Source organism: Streptomyces sp. NPDC103540 (assembly GCF_055584445.1).
In genome coordinates, this window is record NZ_JBVJMA010000004.1 from 279,263 (window position 1) to 296,503 (window position 17,241).

Sequence of the window (17,241 nt, forward strand, 5' to 3'; positions counted from 1 at the left end):
CCCCGTCCGGGGCCGGCGTCCGGCCGCGCCCGCGGGGCGGGTTCGACGGCGTCGGTACGAAAGGCCGGTTCGAAAGGCCGCTCGGTCTGGGAACGTGTACGGCATGGGATTCCATGTCGACTCCGAGACCGGGCGGCTCCGCCGCGTCATCCTCCACCGGCCCGATCTGGAGCTGAAGCGGCTCACACCAAGCAACAAGGACGCCCTGCTCTTCGACGACGTGCTCTGGGTGCGCCGGGCCCGTCAGGAGCACGACGGGTTCGCGGACGTGCTGCGCGACCGGGGTGTCGACGTCCACCTCTTCGGTGACCTGCTGTGCGAGGCCCTCGACATCACCGAGGCCCGGCACCTGGTCCTGGACCGGGTCTTCGACGAGAAGGAGTACGGTCCGCTCGCCACCGACCACCTGCGCGCCGCCTTCGACGGCCTGCCCTCGGCCGAACTGGCGGAGGCGCTCGTCGGGGGCATGACGAAGCGGGAGTTCCTGGAGCGCCACCCGGAACCGGTCTCCGTACGCTTCCACGCGCTCGACCTCGACGACTTCCTGCTGGGCCCGCTGCCCAACCACCTCTTCACCCGGGACACCTCCGCCTGGATCTACGACGGGGTGTCCATCAACGCGATGCGCTGGCCGGCGCGGCGGCGCGAGACCGTGCACTTCGAGGCGATCTACCGCCACCACCCGCTCTTCACCGGCTCCGGCCCCTTCCACTACTGGTCGCAGGGGCAGGCCGACTACCCCTCGACCATCGAGGGCGGGGACGTCCTCGTCATCGGCAACGGCGCCGTGCTCATCGGGATGAGCGAGCGCACCACGCCGCAGGCGGTGGAGATGCTGGCGCGGGGGTTGTTCGCGGCCGGGTCGGCGTCGACGATCGTGGCCCTCGACATGCCCAAGCGGCGGGCCTTCATGCACCTGGACACGGTGATGACGATGGTGGACGCGGACACCTTCACCCAGTACGCGGGCCTGGGCATGCTGCGCTCCTACACGATCCGGCCGGGCGAGGGGGCGAGCGAGCTGAAGGTCACCGACCACGCCCCCGAGCACATGCACCGGGCCATCGCGGCGGCGCTCGGGCTGGAGCGGGTGCGGGTGCTGACCGCCACCCAGGACGTGCACTCGGCGGAGCGCGAGCAGTGGGACGACGGGTGCAACGTGCTGGCCGTCGAACCGGGGGTGGTGGTGGCGTACGAGAGGAACGTGACGACCAACACGCACCTGCGCAAGGAGGGCATCGAGGTGATCGAGATCCCGGGGAGCGAGCTGGGGCGGGGGCGCGGGGGACCCCGATGCATGAGCTGTCCGGTGCAGCGGGACGCCGTCTGACCTGCTTCTCAGGCCCTCCAGCCCTGTATATCAATACGGAGTATCGTATATACTTCCACCATCCCCTGTCAGTGCCACCCTGGAGTGCCCCATGGCCAGCGACCTCTTCGGCCGCAGTTTCCTCAAGGAGCTCGACTTCACCGCCGCCGAGTTCCGCGGCCTGGTCGCGCTCGCCGCCGAGCTGAAGGCCGCCAAGAAGGCCGGAACCGAGGTCCCCCGCCTCCAGGGTCGCAACATCGCGCTGATCTTCGAGAAGACCTCCACGCGCACCCGCTGCGCCTTCGAGGTCGCCGCCGCCGACCAGGGCGCCCGCACCGTGTACCTCGACCCCGCCGGCTCCCAGATGGGCCACAAGGAGTCGATCAGGGACACGGCGCGGGTGCTGGGCCGGATGTTCGACGGCATCGAGTACCGGGGCGACAGTCAGCAGACGGTCGAGGAGCTTGCCGCGCACTCCGGCGTCCCCGTCTTCAATGGCCTCACCGACGACTGGCACCCCACCCAGATGCTCGCCGACGTGCTCACCGTGACCGAGCACTGCGACAAGCCGCTGGAGCGCGTGGCCTTCGCCTACCTCGGCGACGCCCGCTTCAACATGGGCAACTCCTACCTGGTGACCGGCGCCCTGCTGGGCATGGACGTACGCATCGTCGCGCCGCGGGCCTACTGGCCGGCCGAGGCCGTCGTGGACCGGGCCCGCGAGCTGGCCGCCGTCAGCGGCGCCCGCGTCACCCTGACCGAGGAGGTCGCGGAGGGCGTGGCGCAGGCCGACTTCGTGGCCACGGACGTGTGGGTGTCGATGGGCGAGCCGAAGGAGGTCTGGGACGAGCGGATCGCGGCGCTGGCCCCGTACGCCGTCACCATGGACGTCCTGCGCGCCACCGGCAACCCGGACGTGAAGTTCCTGCACTGCCTGCCCGCCTACCACGACCTGGGCACCAAGGTGGCCCAGGAGGTGTACGAGCGGCACGGGTTGGACTCGCTGGAGGTGACGGACGAGGTCTTCGAGTCCGCGCACTCGGTGGTCTTCGACGAGGCGGAGAACCGGCTGCACACCATCAAGGCGGTGCTCGTCGCGCTCCTCGCGCGGTAGGACGCGGCGGCCGTGCGCCGGTCGCCGGGCGTCGGCGCGGCTTCAGGCGCGGGCCGCCAGGGTGAACCAGACGACCTTGCCGCGTTCGGTGCGGCGGTGGCCGCAGGTCGAGCTGAGCGCCCGGATGAGCAGCAGTCCGCGGCCGTGCTCCTGCCAGGGGTCGATGTGCTCGGACCCGGGGCGGGTGGTCAGGTCGCCGGGCGGTCGCGGGTCGCCGTCGTGCACCTCCACCTGGCAGCCGCCGCCGCCCCCCGGCAGTTCGACGACCAGCTCGATCGAGGCCCCGCGCGCGGTGTGCTCGACGGCGTTGGCGACCAGCTCGGCGGTCAGCAGCTCGGCCGTGTCGCGGTCGGCGGACGGGTCGGTCTCGGCGAGGGCGGTGCGCACCAGTGCGCGGGCCATCGGCACGGCGGCGGTCGTGTGGGGGAGGGCGATCCGCCAGGCGGAGTCGTCGGGCACGGCTGGTCCGTCCTTCCGGGAGTCGTGGAGGCGGGGCAGGCGGGGCAGGGTGGTGCGGGCGGGGCGGGTGGCGGAAAGGTGAGCGGCGGGGGTCTGGGGCGAGAACTCCGGGTTTCGATTACACGTTCAACGATACGGAGCGCGCGCGTCACCCTGTAGGGCACCCCGGCCGAACGGCAAGGGACCACCGTCACCGACTGTCGGGACCTTCGGTCCGTGTCGCCGTCCCCACCGCGTTGTCGCGTTTCTGTGACGGCAGTCACCAGTCGGTGATACCGTCGACGACGTGAGCCCCTTCATCGGTTCCACACCAGCGACCGAACGGTGGCGCCACCTGCGGGTGACCCGGCAGGACGGCGTCGCCACCGTCACCCTCGACCGTCCCGAGAAGCTGAACGCGCTCACCTTCGGCGCCTACGCCGACCTGCGCGATCTGCTCGCCGAGCTGTCCCGCGAACGCTCCGTGCACGCCCTCGTGCTGGCCGGGGAGGGCCGGGGCTTCTGCTCCGGCGGCGACGTGGACGAGATCATCGGCGCCACCCTCGCCATGGACACCGCCCAGCTCCTCGACTTCAACCGGATGACCGGCCAGGTCGTGCGCGCCGTCCGCGAATGCCCCTTCCCGGTGATCGCGGCCGTCCACGGGGTGGCCGCCGGCGCCGGCGCCGTCCTCGCGCTCGCCGCCGACTTCCGGATCGCCGACCCCACCGCCCGCTTCGCCTTCCTCTTCACCCGCGTCGGCCTCTCCGGCGGGGACATGGGCGCCGCCTACCTCCTGCCCCGGGTCGTCGGCCTCGGCCACGCCACCCGGCTGCTGATGCTCGGAGAGCCCGTACGCGCCGCCGAGGCGGAACGGATCGGCCTGCTGAGCGAGCTCGTCGAAGAGGGCAAGGCCGACGTCCGGGCCGCCGAACTGGCCGCCCGGCTCGCCGCCGGACCCACCCTCGCCCACGCCCAGACCAAGGCCCTGCTGACGGCCGAGCTCGACATGCCGCTGGCCGCCTCGGTGGAGCTGGACGCCAACACCCAGGCCCTGCTGATGCACGGCCGGGACTACGCCGAGTTCCACGCCGCCTTCACCGGGAAGCGGCCGCCGGAGTGGAAGGGCAGGTAGCCACATGTCCGTGCGCGCCATGCGGGTGGCCGTCGTGGGCGGCGGACCGGGCGGACTGTACGCCGCCGCGCTGCTGGCCCGCCAGGGGCACGCCGTCGAGGTGTGGGAACGCGGCGCCCCCGACGACACCTTCGGCTTCGGCGTCGTGCTCTCCGACGAGACCCTCGGCGGCATCGAGCGCGCCGACACGACCGTCCACACCGCCCTCGGCGCCGAGTTCGTCCGCTGGGACGACGTCGAGATCGTCCACCGGGGCCGCCTGCTCACCTCCGGCGGCCACGGCTTCGCCGCCCTCGGCCGCCGCCGGCTCCTGGAGATCCTCCACGAGCGCTGCGCCGGGCTCGGGGTCCGGCTCCGCTTCCACACCGCCGCCCCCGACACCCGCGGGCTCGCGACCGCGTACGACCTGGTGGTCGCCGCCGACGGGGTGCACAGCCCCACCCGCGAACAGGGCGCCGCGCACTTCGGGCCCACGATCACCCCCGGACGCTGCCGCTACATCTGGCTGGCCGCCGACTTCGCCCTCGACGCCTTCCGCTTCGAGATCGCCGAGACCGAGCACGGCGTGATGCAGCTGCACGGCTACCCGTACTCGGCCGACTCCTCGACCGTCATCGTCGAGATGCGCGAGGAGGTCTGGCGGGCGGCGGGCTTCGACCTGTGCGACGAGGAGGAGTCCGCGACCCGCTGCGCCAAGATCTTCGGCGAGGCGCTGCGCGGACGGCCGTTGCGCGGCAACCGCTCCGCCTGGACCCGTTTCCGCACCGTCGTCAACGAGCGCTGGTCCCACGGCAACGTCGTCCTGCTCGGCGACGCCGCGCACACCGCGCACTTCTCCATCGGCTCCGGCACCAAACTGGCCGTCGAGGACGCCCTCGCCCTCGCGGACGCCATCGGCACCGGCCTCGCCGTGCCCGAGGCGCTCGCGCGGTACGAGCGCGAGCGCAGGCCCGCCGTCGCCAGCACCCAGCGCGCGGCGGCCGCCAGCATGCGGTGGTTCGAGGAGATCGGCGTCTACGTCGACCAACCCGCCCGGCAGTTCGCCTTCAACCTGCTGACCCGCAGCCGCCGCGTGACCCACGACAACCTGCGGCTGCGCGACGCCCGCTTCACCCGCGCGGTGGAACGGGACTTCGGCTGCGGGGCGGAGACGGCCGGCGTGGCGGGCGTGGCCGGCGCGGAGGGAGCCGAGGGGACGGAGGGGGCGGAGGCCGGGTCGGGCCGGGGCGTGCCGCCCATGTTCACCCCCTTCACGCTGCGCGGTCTGACGCTGCGCAACCGCGTCGTGGTCTCCCCGATGGACATGTACTCGGCCCACGAAGGGGTACCGGGCGACTTCCACCTCGTACACCTGGGCGGACGGGCCCTCGGCGGCGCCGGCCTGGTCATGACCGAAATGGTCTGCGTCAGCTCCGAGGGCCGCATCACCCCGGGCTGCGCGGGCCTGTGGACGGCGGAGCAGGCCACCGCCTGGAAACGGATCGTCGACTTCGTCCACACCTCCGCGCCCGGCGCGGCCCTCGGCGTCCAACTCGGCCACTCGGGCCGCAAGGGCTCCACCCGCGTCATGTGGGAGGGGATGGACGAACCGCTGCCGGACGGCAACTGGGCCCTGTCCGCGGCCTCGGCGCTGCCCTACCGGGCCGGCGTCTCCGCCGTGCCGCGCGCCCTGACGACCGAGGACCTGGGCGCCGTCCGCTCCGACTTCGCCGCCGCCGCCGTACGGGCCGCGGACTGCGGCTTCGACCTGCTCGAACTGCACTGCGCCCACGGCTACCTGCTCTCCGGCTTCCTGTCCCCGCTCACCAACCACCGCGAGGACGCCTACGGCGGCGGCCTGGAGAACCGGCTGCGCTTCCCGCTGGAGGTCTTCGACGCGGTCCGCGAGGTCTGGCCGGCGGACCGCCCCATGACCGTCCGGCTCTCGGCCACCGACTGGGCGCCCGGAGGCACCACCCCCGAGGACGCGGTGCACATCGCCGCCGCCTTCGCCGCGCACGGCGCGGACGCCGTCGACGTCTCCACCGGTCAGGTCGTCAGCGACGAGGAGCCGGAGTACGGGCGCTCGTACCAGACGCCCTACGCCGACCGGATCCGCAACGCGCTCGGCGTGCCCGTGATCGCCGTCGGCGCCATCTCCTCGTGGGACGACGTCAACTCGCTGCTCCTGGCCGGTCGCGCCGACCTGTGCGCGCTCGGCCGGCCCCACCTCTACGACCCGCACTGGACCCTGCACGCCGCCGCCGAACAGGAGTACGCGGGCCCCGCCGCGCCCTGGCCGGCGCCCTACCGGGCCGGCAGCCGCAAACCGCCGACCGGGCGGGGGTAGGGCCGGCGGGCCGGCCGCGGTCAGCTCCGTTCGAGCCGCACGCGGTCCTCGACGGGGGTGAAGCCGAGGCGGCGGTAGACGCCGTTGCTCGTGGGATTGGCCAGGTCGGTGAAGAGCACCACCTCCTGCGCCCCGGCCGCGTACGCCGCCCGGCTCGTGGCGTGCGCGATCCCGGCGGCGTAGCCGTGGCGGCGCTCCCGGGGCGGCGTGTAGACCAGCTGGACGCGGGCGACCGAGCCGACGGGGCGGGAGAAGGCGGCCAGGGCCCGCGGGGCACCGTCGCGCTCCCACAGCAGGGCGCCGCCGTACGAGATCCGCTCGCGCAGGGCGGCCTCGGAGGCGACGGCGGGCGAGCCGATCTCCGCGTCGAAGGCCCGCGCCCACTCCAGCAGCAGCGGGAGGTCCGACTCGACGGCGGTCCGCGCCCGTCCGTCCGGCGCCGGGTCCGGGTCCGCCAGGGCGGCCAGACGGAACAGCCGGTTCTCCTCGGTCACGCGGGCCGGCGCCCCCCAGGTCGCCGCCAGCACCTCGGCGTCCGCCCGGCGGGCGTTGACGGCGTCGACGTCGGCGAGCAGCGGTTCGGCCGTGAAGGCCGCGGCCAACGCCCGGAGAGCCTCCTCGGGCACCACTCCGAGCAGCAGGGGGAAGGGCGGGGTGCGCACCAGGGCTCCGGTGGCCGCTCCGGTCGGGTCCGTCCACCAGCCGAAGAGGGGGGCGTGCGGGCCGTAGGCGTGCGGTCCGCGCCGTTCCAGGGTGTCCAGGACGGTCACGAGGTGGGTGTCGACGACGGGCCGGGCGGTCACGGCCCGGCGCGCGGCGGGTGGGAAGGCCGCCGGATCGGTGCTGAAGGTCCAGGTCATGCCCCATCGTGCCGGGGCGCGCGGCGGGCCGCACCGGGATTTCGCACGGGACCGTCTCCCCCGTGCGGGGGAGCGGGTCCCCCCGCACGGGGGAGGGCGGGGGCCCGCGGTGTTGGGATCTTGCGGTGAGAGCGAAGGGAGGGTGCCGGACGGCACCCCGGGCCCCGCGGGGCCCCGGACGAGGAGGAACCGTGAACGGTCGGGCAGGGGCAGGGGCAGGGGCAGGGGCAGGGGCAGGGGCAGGGGCGAGGGCGTGGCGCTCAGGGGTGGACGAAGAGCGCGCCGGTGGCGTGCAGACGGCCGTGGAGTTCGGTGAAGACGGCGGCGGCGCGGTCGCCGGGCCAGTCCGAGGGCAGGAGGTCGCGCGGCAGCCCCGGGTCCGCGTAGGGCAGCCGCCGCCAGGTGTCCAGGACCTGGAGGTAGTCCCGGTAGGCCTGCTCGGGGGAGGGTTCGGGACCGCACTGGAGGGCGCGCAGGACCGGTTCGTGCCGGTCGAGGAACTCCTCGTGCTGTTTGGCGAGCGCGGCCAGGTCCCACCAGCGGGCCACCGCCTCGGCGGTGGGGGCGAAGCCGAGGTGGGCGCCCCGGAACAGCTCCACGTAGGCGGTGAGGCTCAACCGTTCCAGGGTGTGCCCGGTCTCCTCGGCCACCTGGGCGGGGGCGATCCACACCCCCGGGGCGACCGATCCGAAGCCCAGCCGGGCGAGGCGCGAGCGCAGCAGGTGCCGCTTGTTGCGTTCCTGCTCGGGGACGGAGAAGACGGCGACGAGCCACTCCTGCGACACCGGGGCGGTCCCGTAGATCCGCCGGTCCCCGTCGTCCAGCAGCTGCCGGGCCTCGTCCGAGAGGGCGTAGGCCGCCGCGCCGTCCGCGGCCTTGGCGGGCAGCAGGAAGCCGCGCCGCTTCAGCCGGGACACGGAGGAACGGACGGAGGGCGCGTCGACGCCGGCCGCGCCCAGCAGGCGGACCAGCGCGGACACCGGCACGGGCCCCTCGAAGGCCCGCCCGTAGGCGCCGTAGAACGTGACGATCAGGGATCGCGGAGTGTGCTGCTCGACCACGGGTTCACTCTAGATCGCGCAGCCGGAACCGCTGCAGTTTCCCGGTGGCGGTCCGCGGCAGCACGGGCACGAAGACGAAGGAGCGGGGGCACTTGTGCGGGGCGAGCTCGCTGCGCATGAAGTCCCGCAGGGCCTCCTCGCCGAGGGACACCCCCTCGCGCAGGACGGTGTACGCGACCACGACCTGTCCGCGGCGCTCGTCGGGCCGGCCGACCACGGCGACCTCCACGACGTCGGGGTGGCGCAGCAGGGCCTCCTCGACCTCCGGGCCGGCGATGTTGTACCCGGAGGAGATGATCATGTCGTCGGCGCGGGCGACGTAGCGGAAATAGCCGTCGGGATCGCGGACGTAGGTGTCGCCGGTCAGGTTCCAGCCGTCCCGCACGTAGTCGCCCTGCCGCGGGTCCGCCAGGTAGCGGCAGCCGACCGGGCCGCGCACGGCCAGCAGTCCCGGTTCGCCGTCCGCGACGGGCCGCCCGGACGCATCGACGATCCGGGCCTCCCAGCCGGGGACCACCCGCCCGGTGGTGCCGGGGCGGATGTCCTCGTCGGCGGCCGAGATGAAGATGTGCAGCAGCTCGGTGGCGCCGATGCCGTTGATGATGCGCAGTCCGGTGCGGTCGTACCAGGCCTGCCAGGTCGCGGCGGGCAGGTTCTCGCCCGCCGACACGCAGCGGCGCAGCGCGGACAGGTCGTAGGCGCCGGTGTCGTAGGGGCCCAGGGTGTCCAGCATCGACCGGTAGGCGGTGGGCGCCGTGAACAGGACGGTCACCCGGTGCTCGGCCAGGGCCGGCAGCAGCTGACGGGGTGCGGCCTGCTCCAGCAGCAGCGCGCAGGCCCCGGCGCGCAGCGGGAAGACGACCAGTCCGCCCAGACCGAAGGTGAACCCGAGGGGCGGGCTGCCGGCGAACACGTCGTCGGGTCGGGGGCGCAGCAGATGGCGGGAGAAGGTGTCGGCGACGGCGAGGAGGTCACGGTGGAAGTGCATGCACCCCTTGGGGCGTCCGGTGGTCCCCGAGGTGAAGGCGATCAGCGCCACGTCGTCGGCGGAGGTGTCCACGGCGGCGTAGGGGGCGGTGTGGGCCTCGGCCAGGCGCAGCAGATCGTCCGGTTCCCGGCCCCCGTAGGCGGTGATCCGCAGACCCGGCACCTGGGCCTTGGCCAGGTCGTCGAGGGCGTCGGTGTGACACAGGGCGTGCCGTACCTCGGCCATCGCGCACACGGTGGCCAGCTCCTGGGCCCGCTGCTGCGCCAGTACGGTGACGGCGACCGCTCCCGCCTTCATCACCGCCAACCAGCAGGCGGCGAGCCAGGGGCCGGTGGGTCCGCGCAGGAGCACCCGGTTGCCGGGGACCACGCCGAGGTCCTCGGTGAGGACGTGGGCGACGCGGTCGACGCGGTCGCGCAGTTCCCCGTACGACCACACCTCGCCGGATCCGCCGCGGAAGGCCGGGCGGTCGGGCCCGAACCGCTCGATGGTGGCGTCGAGGAGCTCGGTGGCGCAGTTCAGCCGGTCCGGATAGGCCAACTCGGGCAGTTCGAACAGCAGCCGCGGCCAGGCGTGCGCGGGTGGCAGGTGGTCGCGGGCAAAGGTGTCGGCGTGAGCGGAAGGCTTGAGCTCCAAGGCGGGTTCGCCCCCTTGCAACGTCCGGAATTGGGGTGGAGCCGGCCGTGCGGTCGCCTTCAAAGCGTATCGTGATGGTGACGGCAGTCAACAGGACGCGATAAGACTGGGGCATTCGGATGACCGGATTCGCGCTCGGGGCGGAAGAAGAGGAATGGTGCGCCGGTCTGCGCGCCATGGCGGGCGAGCGGCTCAGGCCGCTCGCCGAGAAGGGTGAACCCGGCCGGGTGAACCGGCCGCTGCTGGCGACACTGGGGGAACTGGGCCTGCTGGACCGGGTGTTCACCTCCGGGGCGTTGCAGTTGTGCCTGCTGCGCGAATCCCTCGCCTACGGGTGCACCGAGGCGGAGACGGCCCTCGCCCTCCAGGGTCTGGGCGCGGACCCGGTGCTGCGCGCGGGCACCACCGCCCAGCAGGACCGGTGGTTGCCGGGGGTGCGTTCGGGCCGGCTGGTGGCGGCCTTCGCGCTCAGCGAGCCGGGGGCCGGTTCGGACGCGGCGGCCCTGGCCCTGGCGGCGGAGCCGGACGGCTCCGGCTGGCGGTTGCGGGGGGAGAAGTGCTGGATCTCCAACGCCCCCGAGGCGGACTTCTACACGGTCTTCGCCCGCACGGGCGAGGCCCCGGGGGCGAAGGGCGTCACCGCCTTCCTGGTGCCGGGCGACCGTCCGGGGCTCACGGGCCGGGCCCTGGACATGCTCTCGCCGCACCCCATCGGCTCCCTGTCCTTCGACGGGGTGCCGGTCGGCCCCGAGGACGTCCTGGGCGAGCCCGGGCAGGGCTTCGCCGTCGCGATGCGGACGCTGAACCTCTTCCGGCCGAGCGTGGGCGCGTTCGCCGTCGGCATGGCGCGGGCGGCCCTGGACGCGACCCTGTCCCACACCCGCGACCGCACCGCCTTCGGCGGGGTGCTGGCGGACCTCCAGACGGTCGCGCACCGCGTGGCGGAGATGGCCACCCGCACCGAGGCCGCCCGCCTGCTGGTCTACGCGGCGGCGGGCGCCTACGACCGGGGCGCCCCGGACGTGCCGAGGCGCGCGGCGATGGCCAAGCTCCTCGCCACCGAGACCGCCCAGTACGTGGTGGACCACGCCGTGCAGCTGCACGGGGCGGTCGCACTGCGGCGCGGCCACCTGCTGGAGCACCTGTACCGGGAGGTGCGCGCCCCCCGCATCTACGAGGGGGCGAGCGAGGTGCAGCGGAGCATCATCGCGAAGGAGCTCTACCGGGAGGTGGCGGCCCGATGAGCCCCGACCGTGCCGACGCGCCGGGCGCGGGCGGCCTGGAGCGGATCAACCCGGTGGAGCTGTCGCCCGCGACGGGATTCACGCACGCCGTCACCGCCACCGGGGGCCGGCTGGTGTTCCTCGCCGGGCAGACCGCGTTGGACGGCTCAGGCAAGGTCGTGGGGGAGGACCTGCCGGCGCAGTTCGAGCGGGCCCTAGGCAACCTCCTCACCGCCCTCGCGGCGGCGGGCGGCGCCCCGGCGCACCTGGCCCGGGTGACGGTGTACGCGGTGGACGTGGAGGCGTACCGCGCCCACGCCCCCGAGCTGGGCCGGATCTGGCGCGCGCTGGCGGGCCGGGACTACCCGGCGATGGCGGTGGTCGGAGTCGTCCGCCTCTGGGACACCGAGGCCCTCCTCGAACTCGACGGCATCGCGGTCCTCCCCTGACGACCCGGCCCCCTCCCTTCCCCACGCTGCCGCCCGGGCGGTCCGTCCGGATGCCTTGCCGACCGGACGGAGCCGGGGCGGGGTGGGGGATCGGCGCGATGGGTGGTGGCGGTCCCGTCGCGCCGAGCGGCCGGGCCGCGCCACCGCTCGACGCGCGCGGCCCACGGCCCGACCGTGTGATCGCCGTCTCCGACCGCTTCGACCCCGACGGCCCGTAGGATGCGAGGCCGGATGACCGAGAACTCCTGGACCCCCGCGCATCAGGCCGTCGAGGCGGGCGACTTCGACGGGTTGATCCGCCTCCTCGACGAGGGGGCGGGCGTGAACGAGGTCTGTAGTGGGGTGACCCTGCTGGAGCACGCCATCGACCTGGAGGGTGACGCGGCGCTTCGGTCGGGAAGCCCGATCGACAGTCGCCTCACCGTGATTCTGCTGGCCTACGGGGCGGATCCGATACCGCGGCCACCCGGGCGGATGAGCGCGGTCGACCTGGCCGACTTCCACGGCCACGACATCGCGTACCGCCTGATCGACCGCATCACCGAGGCCACCGCCGCCGCCGACCGCCCGCGCGGTGCGCCGTGGTTCCGCAGACGGAGCCGGTAGGCCCGGACTCGCCCCCGGGGGGCGGGTGTTCCGGTCACGACACCACGACCTGTCCGATAGCGGACCAGCCAGGTGACTACGTGCCGGACACGCCTTGGCTCATCAGCGGCGAGCCGACCAGTTGCCAGGTGATGGCGCCCTTCTTGTCGCCCTCGATGTCGTAGACGACCGTCGCGTCGCCGGACCACTGCTTGCTCGGGTCCAAGGTGGCCTCCGGGCTCAGGCAGGTGAAAGCGCCGTTGTTCGTGGCGTTGATGTCGGCCGTGAGGTCACAGGTCTTGCTGTTGACCACGACGTCGGTGCCGCCCGGCACACGGCTCTCCAGCCGCGTCGTGACCTTGAACGAGGCGAAGCGCTTGCTGTTGTCGATCTCGCCGTCGTTGATGAAGCCCCAGTTGACGGTCGCCTTCCCGCGGACCTTGTTGCCCGGGAGGGCCTCGACGCAGGTCGGCACGTAGAGCTGCGCCTCGGGGATCGTGCCCGGCATCGACTGGATCCGCCCGTTGGCATCGGCCGCTGAGCAGGTCTGCGCCGCGGCGGCGGACTGCGAGACGGAAATGATCCCCGAGAAGACGACGGAGGCTGCGGCGACCGCGGAGGCCCGGAGAAGGTGCTTGTTCATAAGGATGTATCCCCCATGTGATTGGGAGTCGATCTTAGGCGGCCGCACTCGACCCGGAGAGCGTTTTTGCAAGTCAGAGCCTATGTGGCCGGCATTCACCCCCCGCCCGGAACCGTGGGGAAGGGGCGCTGGACCCCTGCCGTTGCAGGCGCCGGCCGATGCCGCGACACAAGCGGAATCCGGGCGCGGCGGAGGCGAGGCGATTATTGGCCGAAGCTTCACGGTGGCCGTGGTCCCGGCTTCGACAAGGCGATCCACCGTGACCGCGACCTGGTCGCGGCAGAGCGCGCTTTGCCCCTCCCAAGCGGTTCCGTGCGATCGCGACCAGGTCCGATCGGCTCGCCGGCCGCCACCGTTCCGGAATCCTCCCAACCCCGCTGATCCTCTGACTCCACGAGCCAGAGGATCTTTTGTCGGACACGCCCTACCCGTTCAGGAGGTTGCCCATCCACTCCTCGATGGCCGTCGGCGTGCGCGGCAGGGCCCCCGACATCAGGCGGGCTCCGTCGGCGGTGACGACCAGGTCGTCCTCGATGCGTACGCCGATGCCGCGCAGTTCGGCGGGGAGGGTCTCGTCGTCGGGCTGGAGGTACAGGCCGGGTTCGACGGTCAGGACCTGACCCTCCTCCAGGACCCCGTCGAGGTACGTCTCGGCGCGGGCCTTGGCGCAGTCGTGGACGTCGAGGCCGAGCATGTGCCCGCTGCTGCACAGGGTGTAGCGCCGGTGCAGGTCGCCGTCCGCGTCCTTGAGCACCCCCCACTCCGTCAGGCCCTCCGCGATGACCCGCATGCCGGCGCGGTGGAAGTCCCGGAAGCTCGCCCCGGGGCGCAGCGCGGCCATGCCGGCCTCCTGGGCGGCCAGGACCAGCTCGTACACCTGGCGTTGGACCGGCGAGAAGCGGCCGGACAGCGGCAGGGTGCGGGTGATGTCCGCGGTGTAGAGGGTGTCGGTCTCCACGCCCGCGTCGAGGAGCAGCAGGTGGTTCGGGTCGAGGGGGCCGTCGTTGCGGATCCAGTGCAGTACGCAGGCGTGCGCGCCGGAGGCGGCGATGGTCTCGTAGCCGGTGCCGTTGCCCTCGGCCCGGGCGCGCAGGCCGAAGACGCCCTCGATCCAGCGTTCCCCGCGCGGGTGCGCGAGGGCGCGCGGCAGGGCCCGTACGACGTCCTCGAACCCGGCGGTGGTGTGGTCCACGGCCAGTTGGAGCTGTTCGACCTCCCAGGCGTCCTTGACGAGGCGCAGTTCGGACAGGGCGCTCGCCAGCTCGGCGTCCGTGTCGGCGCGGCGGGCCGGAGGCGAGCCGAGGGCGTCGAGGTGGGCGCAGCGGATGCCGGTCAGGGTTTCGGCCTCGGCCAGGTCCGGGCGGCGGCCGACCCAGAACTCGCCGTAGCGGCGGTCGCGGAAGAACTCCTCGTTCCCGTCGGCGCGCGGTGAGCGCGGCCGCAGGTACAGCACCGCCTCGTGACCGTGCGGCCCGGACGGTTCCAGCACCAGGACGTGACCCACCTGGTCCTCGCCCGTCAGTCCGGTCAGCCAGGCGTACGCGCTGTGCGGGCGGAAGCGGTGGTCGCAGTCGTTCGTGCGCACCTTCAGCTCGCCGGCCGGGATGACGAGCCGCTCGCCGGGGAAGCGCGCGGAGAGCTTGGCCCGGCGAGCGGGGGTGACGGCGTGGGCGGGCACGCGAGCGGACGCGGAGAGCGGTGATGCCGCCCAATTCCCCGCCATGAAGCGGGACAACTCCGCCGATACCGGCAGGTCGTGGCTGCCGATGTTGAGGCGCGAGCGGGTGTCTGTCACGGAGGCTCCCTCAAGAAGCGCTGAACTGGTGGGCGCACAGGTCTTGCCAGTGCAATTTCACATTACTATGTTACAGCTCACACCGCGGCACGTTAATCCCCGTCAAACGCCGCGTGAAGCAGGGCAGTTCACGCAGATTTCCCCCACTCCCCTCCACGCCAGGAGTTTTCGGTGTCCCAGCACAGAGCCGTGCGTACCTCCCTCCTCTCCGCCGCCGTCGCGGTCACCCTCCTCGCCACCGCCGGCCAGGCCGTGACCCAGGCCGCCGAGCGGGGCGCCCCCGTGGCGGCGAACGGCGCCACCGCGCCCGCGACCTTCGCCTCCGGGGCCCCCGGTTCCACCGCGCCGAACCCCTTCGACGAGGTCGAGCACGTGGCCGACGCCCGGCAGCCCGTCGCCGCCCCCGCGCCGGCCCCCGGCGGCAAGGCCGCCTCCGACGGCCGGATCCCCGGCGCCGCCCCGGCCGTCTCCACGCCGAACTCCACCGCCTCCGCCGAACGCGCGGAGAAGAGCCGCGCCGCGGCGGCCGCGCCCACCGCCCGGAGCGTGGCCGGCGGCGTCCCCTGCACCCTCGACGGGATCACCGGCCTCGGCCCCGAGCAGTTCGCCGACTTCCTCGGCGACCAGGCCGTCCTCGCCGACGGCTGCCTGCGCGGGCTGATCTGGACCTGGGACGCCCGACTGGCGCCCGTCATGTCCGACGCCCACGTCCAGGCGGTCGCCCGCCGCATATCCGGCCTGGCCGCCGCCCACGACGGCGCCAACTCCTCCCACCTGGAGGAGATGTTCACGTACCTGCACGCCGTCGCCTACCACGACTTCTCGCGCGACGAGATCGACACCACCGACGCCCCGACCGTCGCCGCCGTCCGCAAGGCCATCGACGACTTCGGCAACGCCGCGCGCACCTTCGACGCGACGCCCTCCAACGCCCGCACCCTGCGCGAGGCCCTCTACGCCGCGGGCCCCGGCCTGCGCCAGCACCAGCTCGGCCTGATCAAGAAGGTCCTGGCCACCCTCGACGCCTCCCACCCGGCGACCAACCGCGACCCCGGCTGGGGAGGCGCCGCCCTCGCCGCGCTGTCCACCAACTACCTGGGCGTCTACCCGGGCAACAACGACGCCGCCTTCCACGCGGCGGCCAAGGCCGACCCCTCCTACCGCGAGGCCTTCAAGGCCCTCGCCGGGTACACCCACCTCAAGGGCACCGCGAACGCCTGGGTGGTGCGCGACGCGCTCGGCGAGTACGGCCGCTTCGGCCAGATCGCGGGCCTGCGGGACTCCGTCGTCGCCGACCTCGGCGCCCTGCTGGGCCCGGTCAAGGCGGACTTCGGCAGCGAACCGTGGGCCAAGCTCGTGTCCTGGCTGAACTTCTACGAGGCCTGCAAGCCGTACGCGGTGTGCAAGGACGACATCGAGAAGCAGATCTTCCCGTACACCTACTCCTACGACGGCGGCGCCATCAAGGTCCGCACCGCCCTGGACCGGGCCACCGTCGACCAGCTCTACTACGCGAGCAAGCAGGTCAAGTCGCAGTTCCACCGCGTCATAGGCACCGACCAGCCGCTCGCCGGGGACCCGAACGCCACGCTGAACATCGTGCTCTACGCCTCCCGCGCCGACTACGAGAACTACCACCCGATCCTGACCGGGTACGACACCAACAACGGCGGCATCTACATCGAGAACGGCGCCACCTTCTACACCTACCAGCGCCGCGTCCCCCAGGATTCCTCGCTCACTCTCGAAGAGCTCTTCCGCCACGAGTACACGCACTACCTCAACGGCCGTTTCGCGGTCCCCGGCTTCTTCGGCCAGGGCCCCTGGTACGAGGGCGACCGGACCACGGCCATGGACGAGGGCACCGCCGAGTTCTTCGACGGCGCCACCCGCGACAACGGCATAGCCGTGCGCAAGTCCCTGGTCAAGAGCATCATCGGCGACACCGCGGGCGGCGGACCCCGCATGACGGTGCAAGAGATCCTCAACGCCACCTACGACGGCGACGGATTCCGCTTCTACAGCTACGCCGGCACCTTCTTTGAGTTCCTGTGGGCGGAGAAGCCCTCGGCGCTGCGCGAGATGTACACGCACCTGCGCAACAACGACGTCGCCGGATACGACGCCTGGCGCGTGCGGATGGGCTCGGACTCCTACCTCCAGCGCGACTACAACCGCTTCCTGGACGCGCAGATCGCCAAGGTCGACCAGCTGTTCGTGCCGAACACCACCTTCACCCCGAACGAGCAGCTGCGCGACTCCGCCCTCGCCTCGGTCAAGTCCTCCTTCGCGACGGCCACCTACAACACCCCGGACTGCGTGGAGAACGGCGAGCCCGGCAAGCGCCGCTTCACCTGTACCGGGCGGATCACGGCGAACCTGAAGAACTGGCGCAGCGACGACCAGAACTTCAAGGACATGTCCGAGACGGTGGACTACTTCATCCTCGACCGGGCGGGCGCCGCCTCGAACAACCTGGCCGACATGAACTGCTCCTTCGGGCCGTTGGAGATCTGGTCCAACAAGACCGCGGGCACCTCCTCCTACAACTGCGAGGGCCCGCTGCGCGGCTGATCCCGGCCGCCGCAGGCCCCAGGCCGGTCCCGGACCCGAACGGGGGGCGGGACCGGCCGGGGCACCCCAGGAGTCACTGGGAACCTTCTAAAGAATGTGACA

14 protein-coding genes are annotated in these 17,241 nt (G+C 72.9%); 8 read left to right on the forward strand and 6 right to left on the reverse strand.

The window, feature by feature from the left end; all coding sequences use genetic code 11:
* The first annotated feature begins 103 nt into the window (after nt 1–103).
* Nucleotides 104–1,330, forward strand: coding sequence for an arginine deiminase (locus ACZ6ZI_RS12110; protein WP_469519031.1), 1,227 nt, complete (start codon nt 104–106; stop codon nt 1,328–1,330).
* Between the two features lie 91 nt (nt 1,331–1,421).
* Nucleotides 1,422–2,423: an ornithine carbamoyltransferase gene (gene argF, locus ACZ6ZI_RS12115; RefSeq protein WP_469519033.1), complete on the forward strand. Its 1,002-nt coding sequence runs from the start codon at nt 1,422–1,424 to the stop codon at nt 2,421–2,423.
* Nucleotides 2,424–2,465: 42 nt separating this feature from the next.
* Here the strand turns inward: argF and ACZ6ZI_RS12120 are convergent, their stop codons facing one another.
* Nucleotides 2,466–2,921, reverse strand: coding sequence for an ATP-binding protein (locus tag ACZ6ZI_RS12120; RefSeq protein ID WP_469519583.1), 456 nt, complete (start codon nt 2,919–2,921; stop codon nt 2,466–2,468).
* Between the two features lie 247 nt (nt 2,922–3,168).
* Here ACZ6ZI_RS12120 and ACZ6ZI_RS12125 point away from each other — a divergent pair, with 247 nt between their 5' ends.
* Both ACZ6ZI_RS12125 and ACZ6ZI_RS12130 read left to right on the forward strand, forming a co-directional pair.
* A complete protein-coding gene (locus ACZ6ZI_RS12125; protein WP_363052816.1) occupies nt 3,169–3,996 on the forward strand; it encodes an enoyl-CoA hydratase family protein in 828 nt (275 codons plus the stop codon).
* Between the two features lie 4 nt (nt 3,997–4,000).
* Nucleotides 4,001–6,325 (forward strand): bifunctional salicylyl-CoA 5-hydroxylase/oxidoreductase, encoded by a 2,325-nt coding sequence (locus ACZ6ZI_RS12130; RefSeq protein WP_469519036.1) that lies wholly within the window; start codon nt 4,001–4,003, stop codon nt 6,323–6,325.
* A 20-nt stretch (nt 6,326–6,345) separates the two neighbouring features.
* On the opposite strand, the gene ACZ6ZI_RS12135 is transcribed toward ACZ6ZI_RS12130, so the two are convergent.
* From ACZ6ZI_RS12135 to ACZ6ZI_RS12145, 3 genes are all read right to left on the reverse strand, one after another.
* Entirely contained in the window at nt 6,346–7,185 is an 840-nt protein-coding gene (locus ACZ6ZI_RS12135; protein WP_469519038.1) for a GNAT family N-acetyltransferase, read from the reverse strand.
* Between the two features lie 260 nt (nt 7,186–7,445).
* Nucleotides 7,446–8,246, reverse strand: a complete 801-nt coding sequence (locus ACZ6ZI_RS12140) for a PaaX family transcriptional regulator (RefSeq protein WP_469519039.1) — start codon at nt 8,244–8,246, stop codon at nt 7,446–7,448.
* Between the two features lie 4 nt (nt 8,247–8,250).
* Nucleotides 8,251–9,870, reverse strand: a complete 1,620-nt coding sequence (locus ACZ6ZI_RS12145; protein ID WP_469519041.1) for an AMP-binding protein — start codon at nt 9,868–9,870, stop codon at nt 8,251–8,253.
* 119 nt (nt 9,871–9,989) lie between these two features.
* On the opposite strand from ACZ6ZI_RS12145, the gene ACZ6ZI_RS12150 reads away from it, so the two are divergent.
* From ACZ6ZI_RS12150 to ACZ6ZI_RS12160, 3 genes are all read left to right on the forward strand, one after another.
* A complete protein-coding gene (locus ACZ6ZI_RS12150; RefSeq protein ID WP_363052826.1) occupies nt 9,990–11,114 on the forward strand; it encodes an acyl-CoA dehydrogenase family protein in 1,125 nt (374 codons plus the stop codon).
* The gene (locus tag ACZ6ZI_RS12155; protein WP_363052828.1) at nt 11,111–11,542 is read left to right on the forward strand and encodes a RidA family protein; all 432 of its coding nucleotides are present in this window, start codon (nt 11,111–11,113) and stop codon (nt 11,540–11,542) included. Before ACZ6ZI_RS12150 ends, ACZ6ZI_RS12155 begins: the two co-directional genes overlap by 4 nt.
* A 231-nt stretch (nt 11,543–11,773) precedes the next feature.
* The gene (locus ACZ6ZI_RS12160; RefSeq protein ID WP_469519044.1) at nt 11,774–12,148 is read left to right on the forward strand and encodes an ankyrin repeat domain-containing protein; all 375 of its coding nucleotides are present in this window, start codon (nt 11,774–11,776) and stop codon (nt 12,146–12,148) included.
* A gap of 76 nt (nt 12,149–12,224) precedes the next feature.
* Here ACZ6ZI_RS12160 and ACZ6ZI_RS12165 read toward each other — a convergent pair whose 3' ends face one another.
* On the reverse strand, nt 12,225–12,770 hold the full coding sequence (locus ACZ6ZI_RS12165; protein WP_469519046.1) for a hypothetical protein: 546 nt from the start codon (nt 12,768–12,770) through the stop codon (nt 12,225–12,227).
* Nucleotides 12,771–13,194: 424 nt separating this feature from the next.
* Nucleotides 13,195–14,565, reverse strand: coding sequence for an aminopeptidase P family protein (locus ACZ6ZI_RS12170; RefSeq protein WP_469519048.1), 1,371 nt, complete (start codon nt 14,563–14,565; stop codon nt 13,195–13,197).
* Nucleotides 14,566–14,736: 171 nt separating this feature from the next.
* Here ACZ6ZI_RS12170 and ACZ6ZI_RS12175 point away from each other — a divergent pair, with 171 nt between their 5' ends.
* Entirely contained in the window at nt 14,737–17,139 is a 2,403-nt protein-coding gene (locus ACZ6ZI_RS12175; protein WP_469519051.1) for a collagenase, read from the forward strand.
* Nucleotides 17,140–17,241 lie beyond the last annotated feature (102 nt).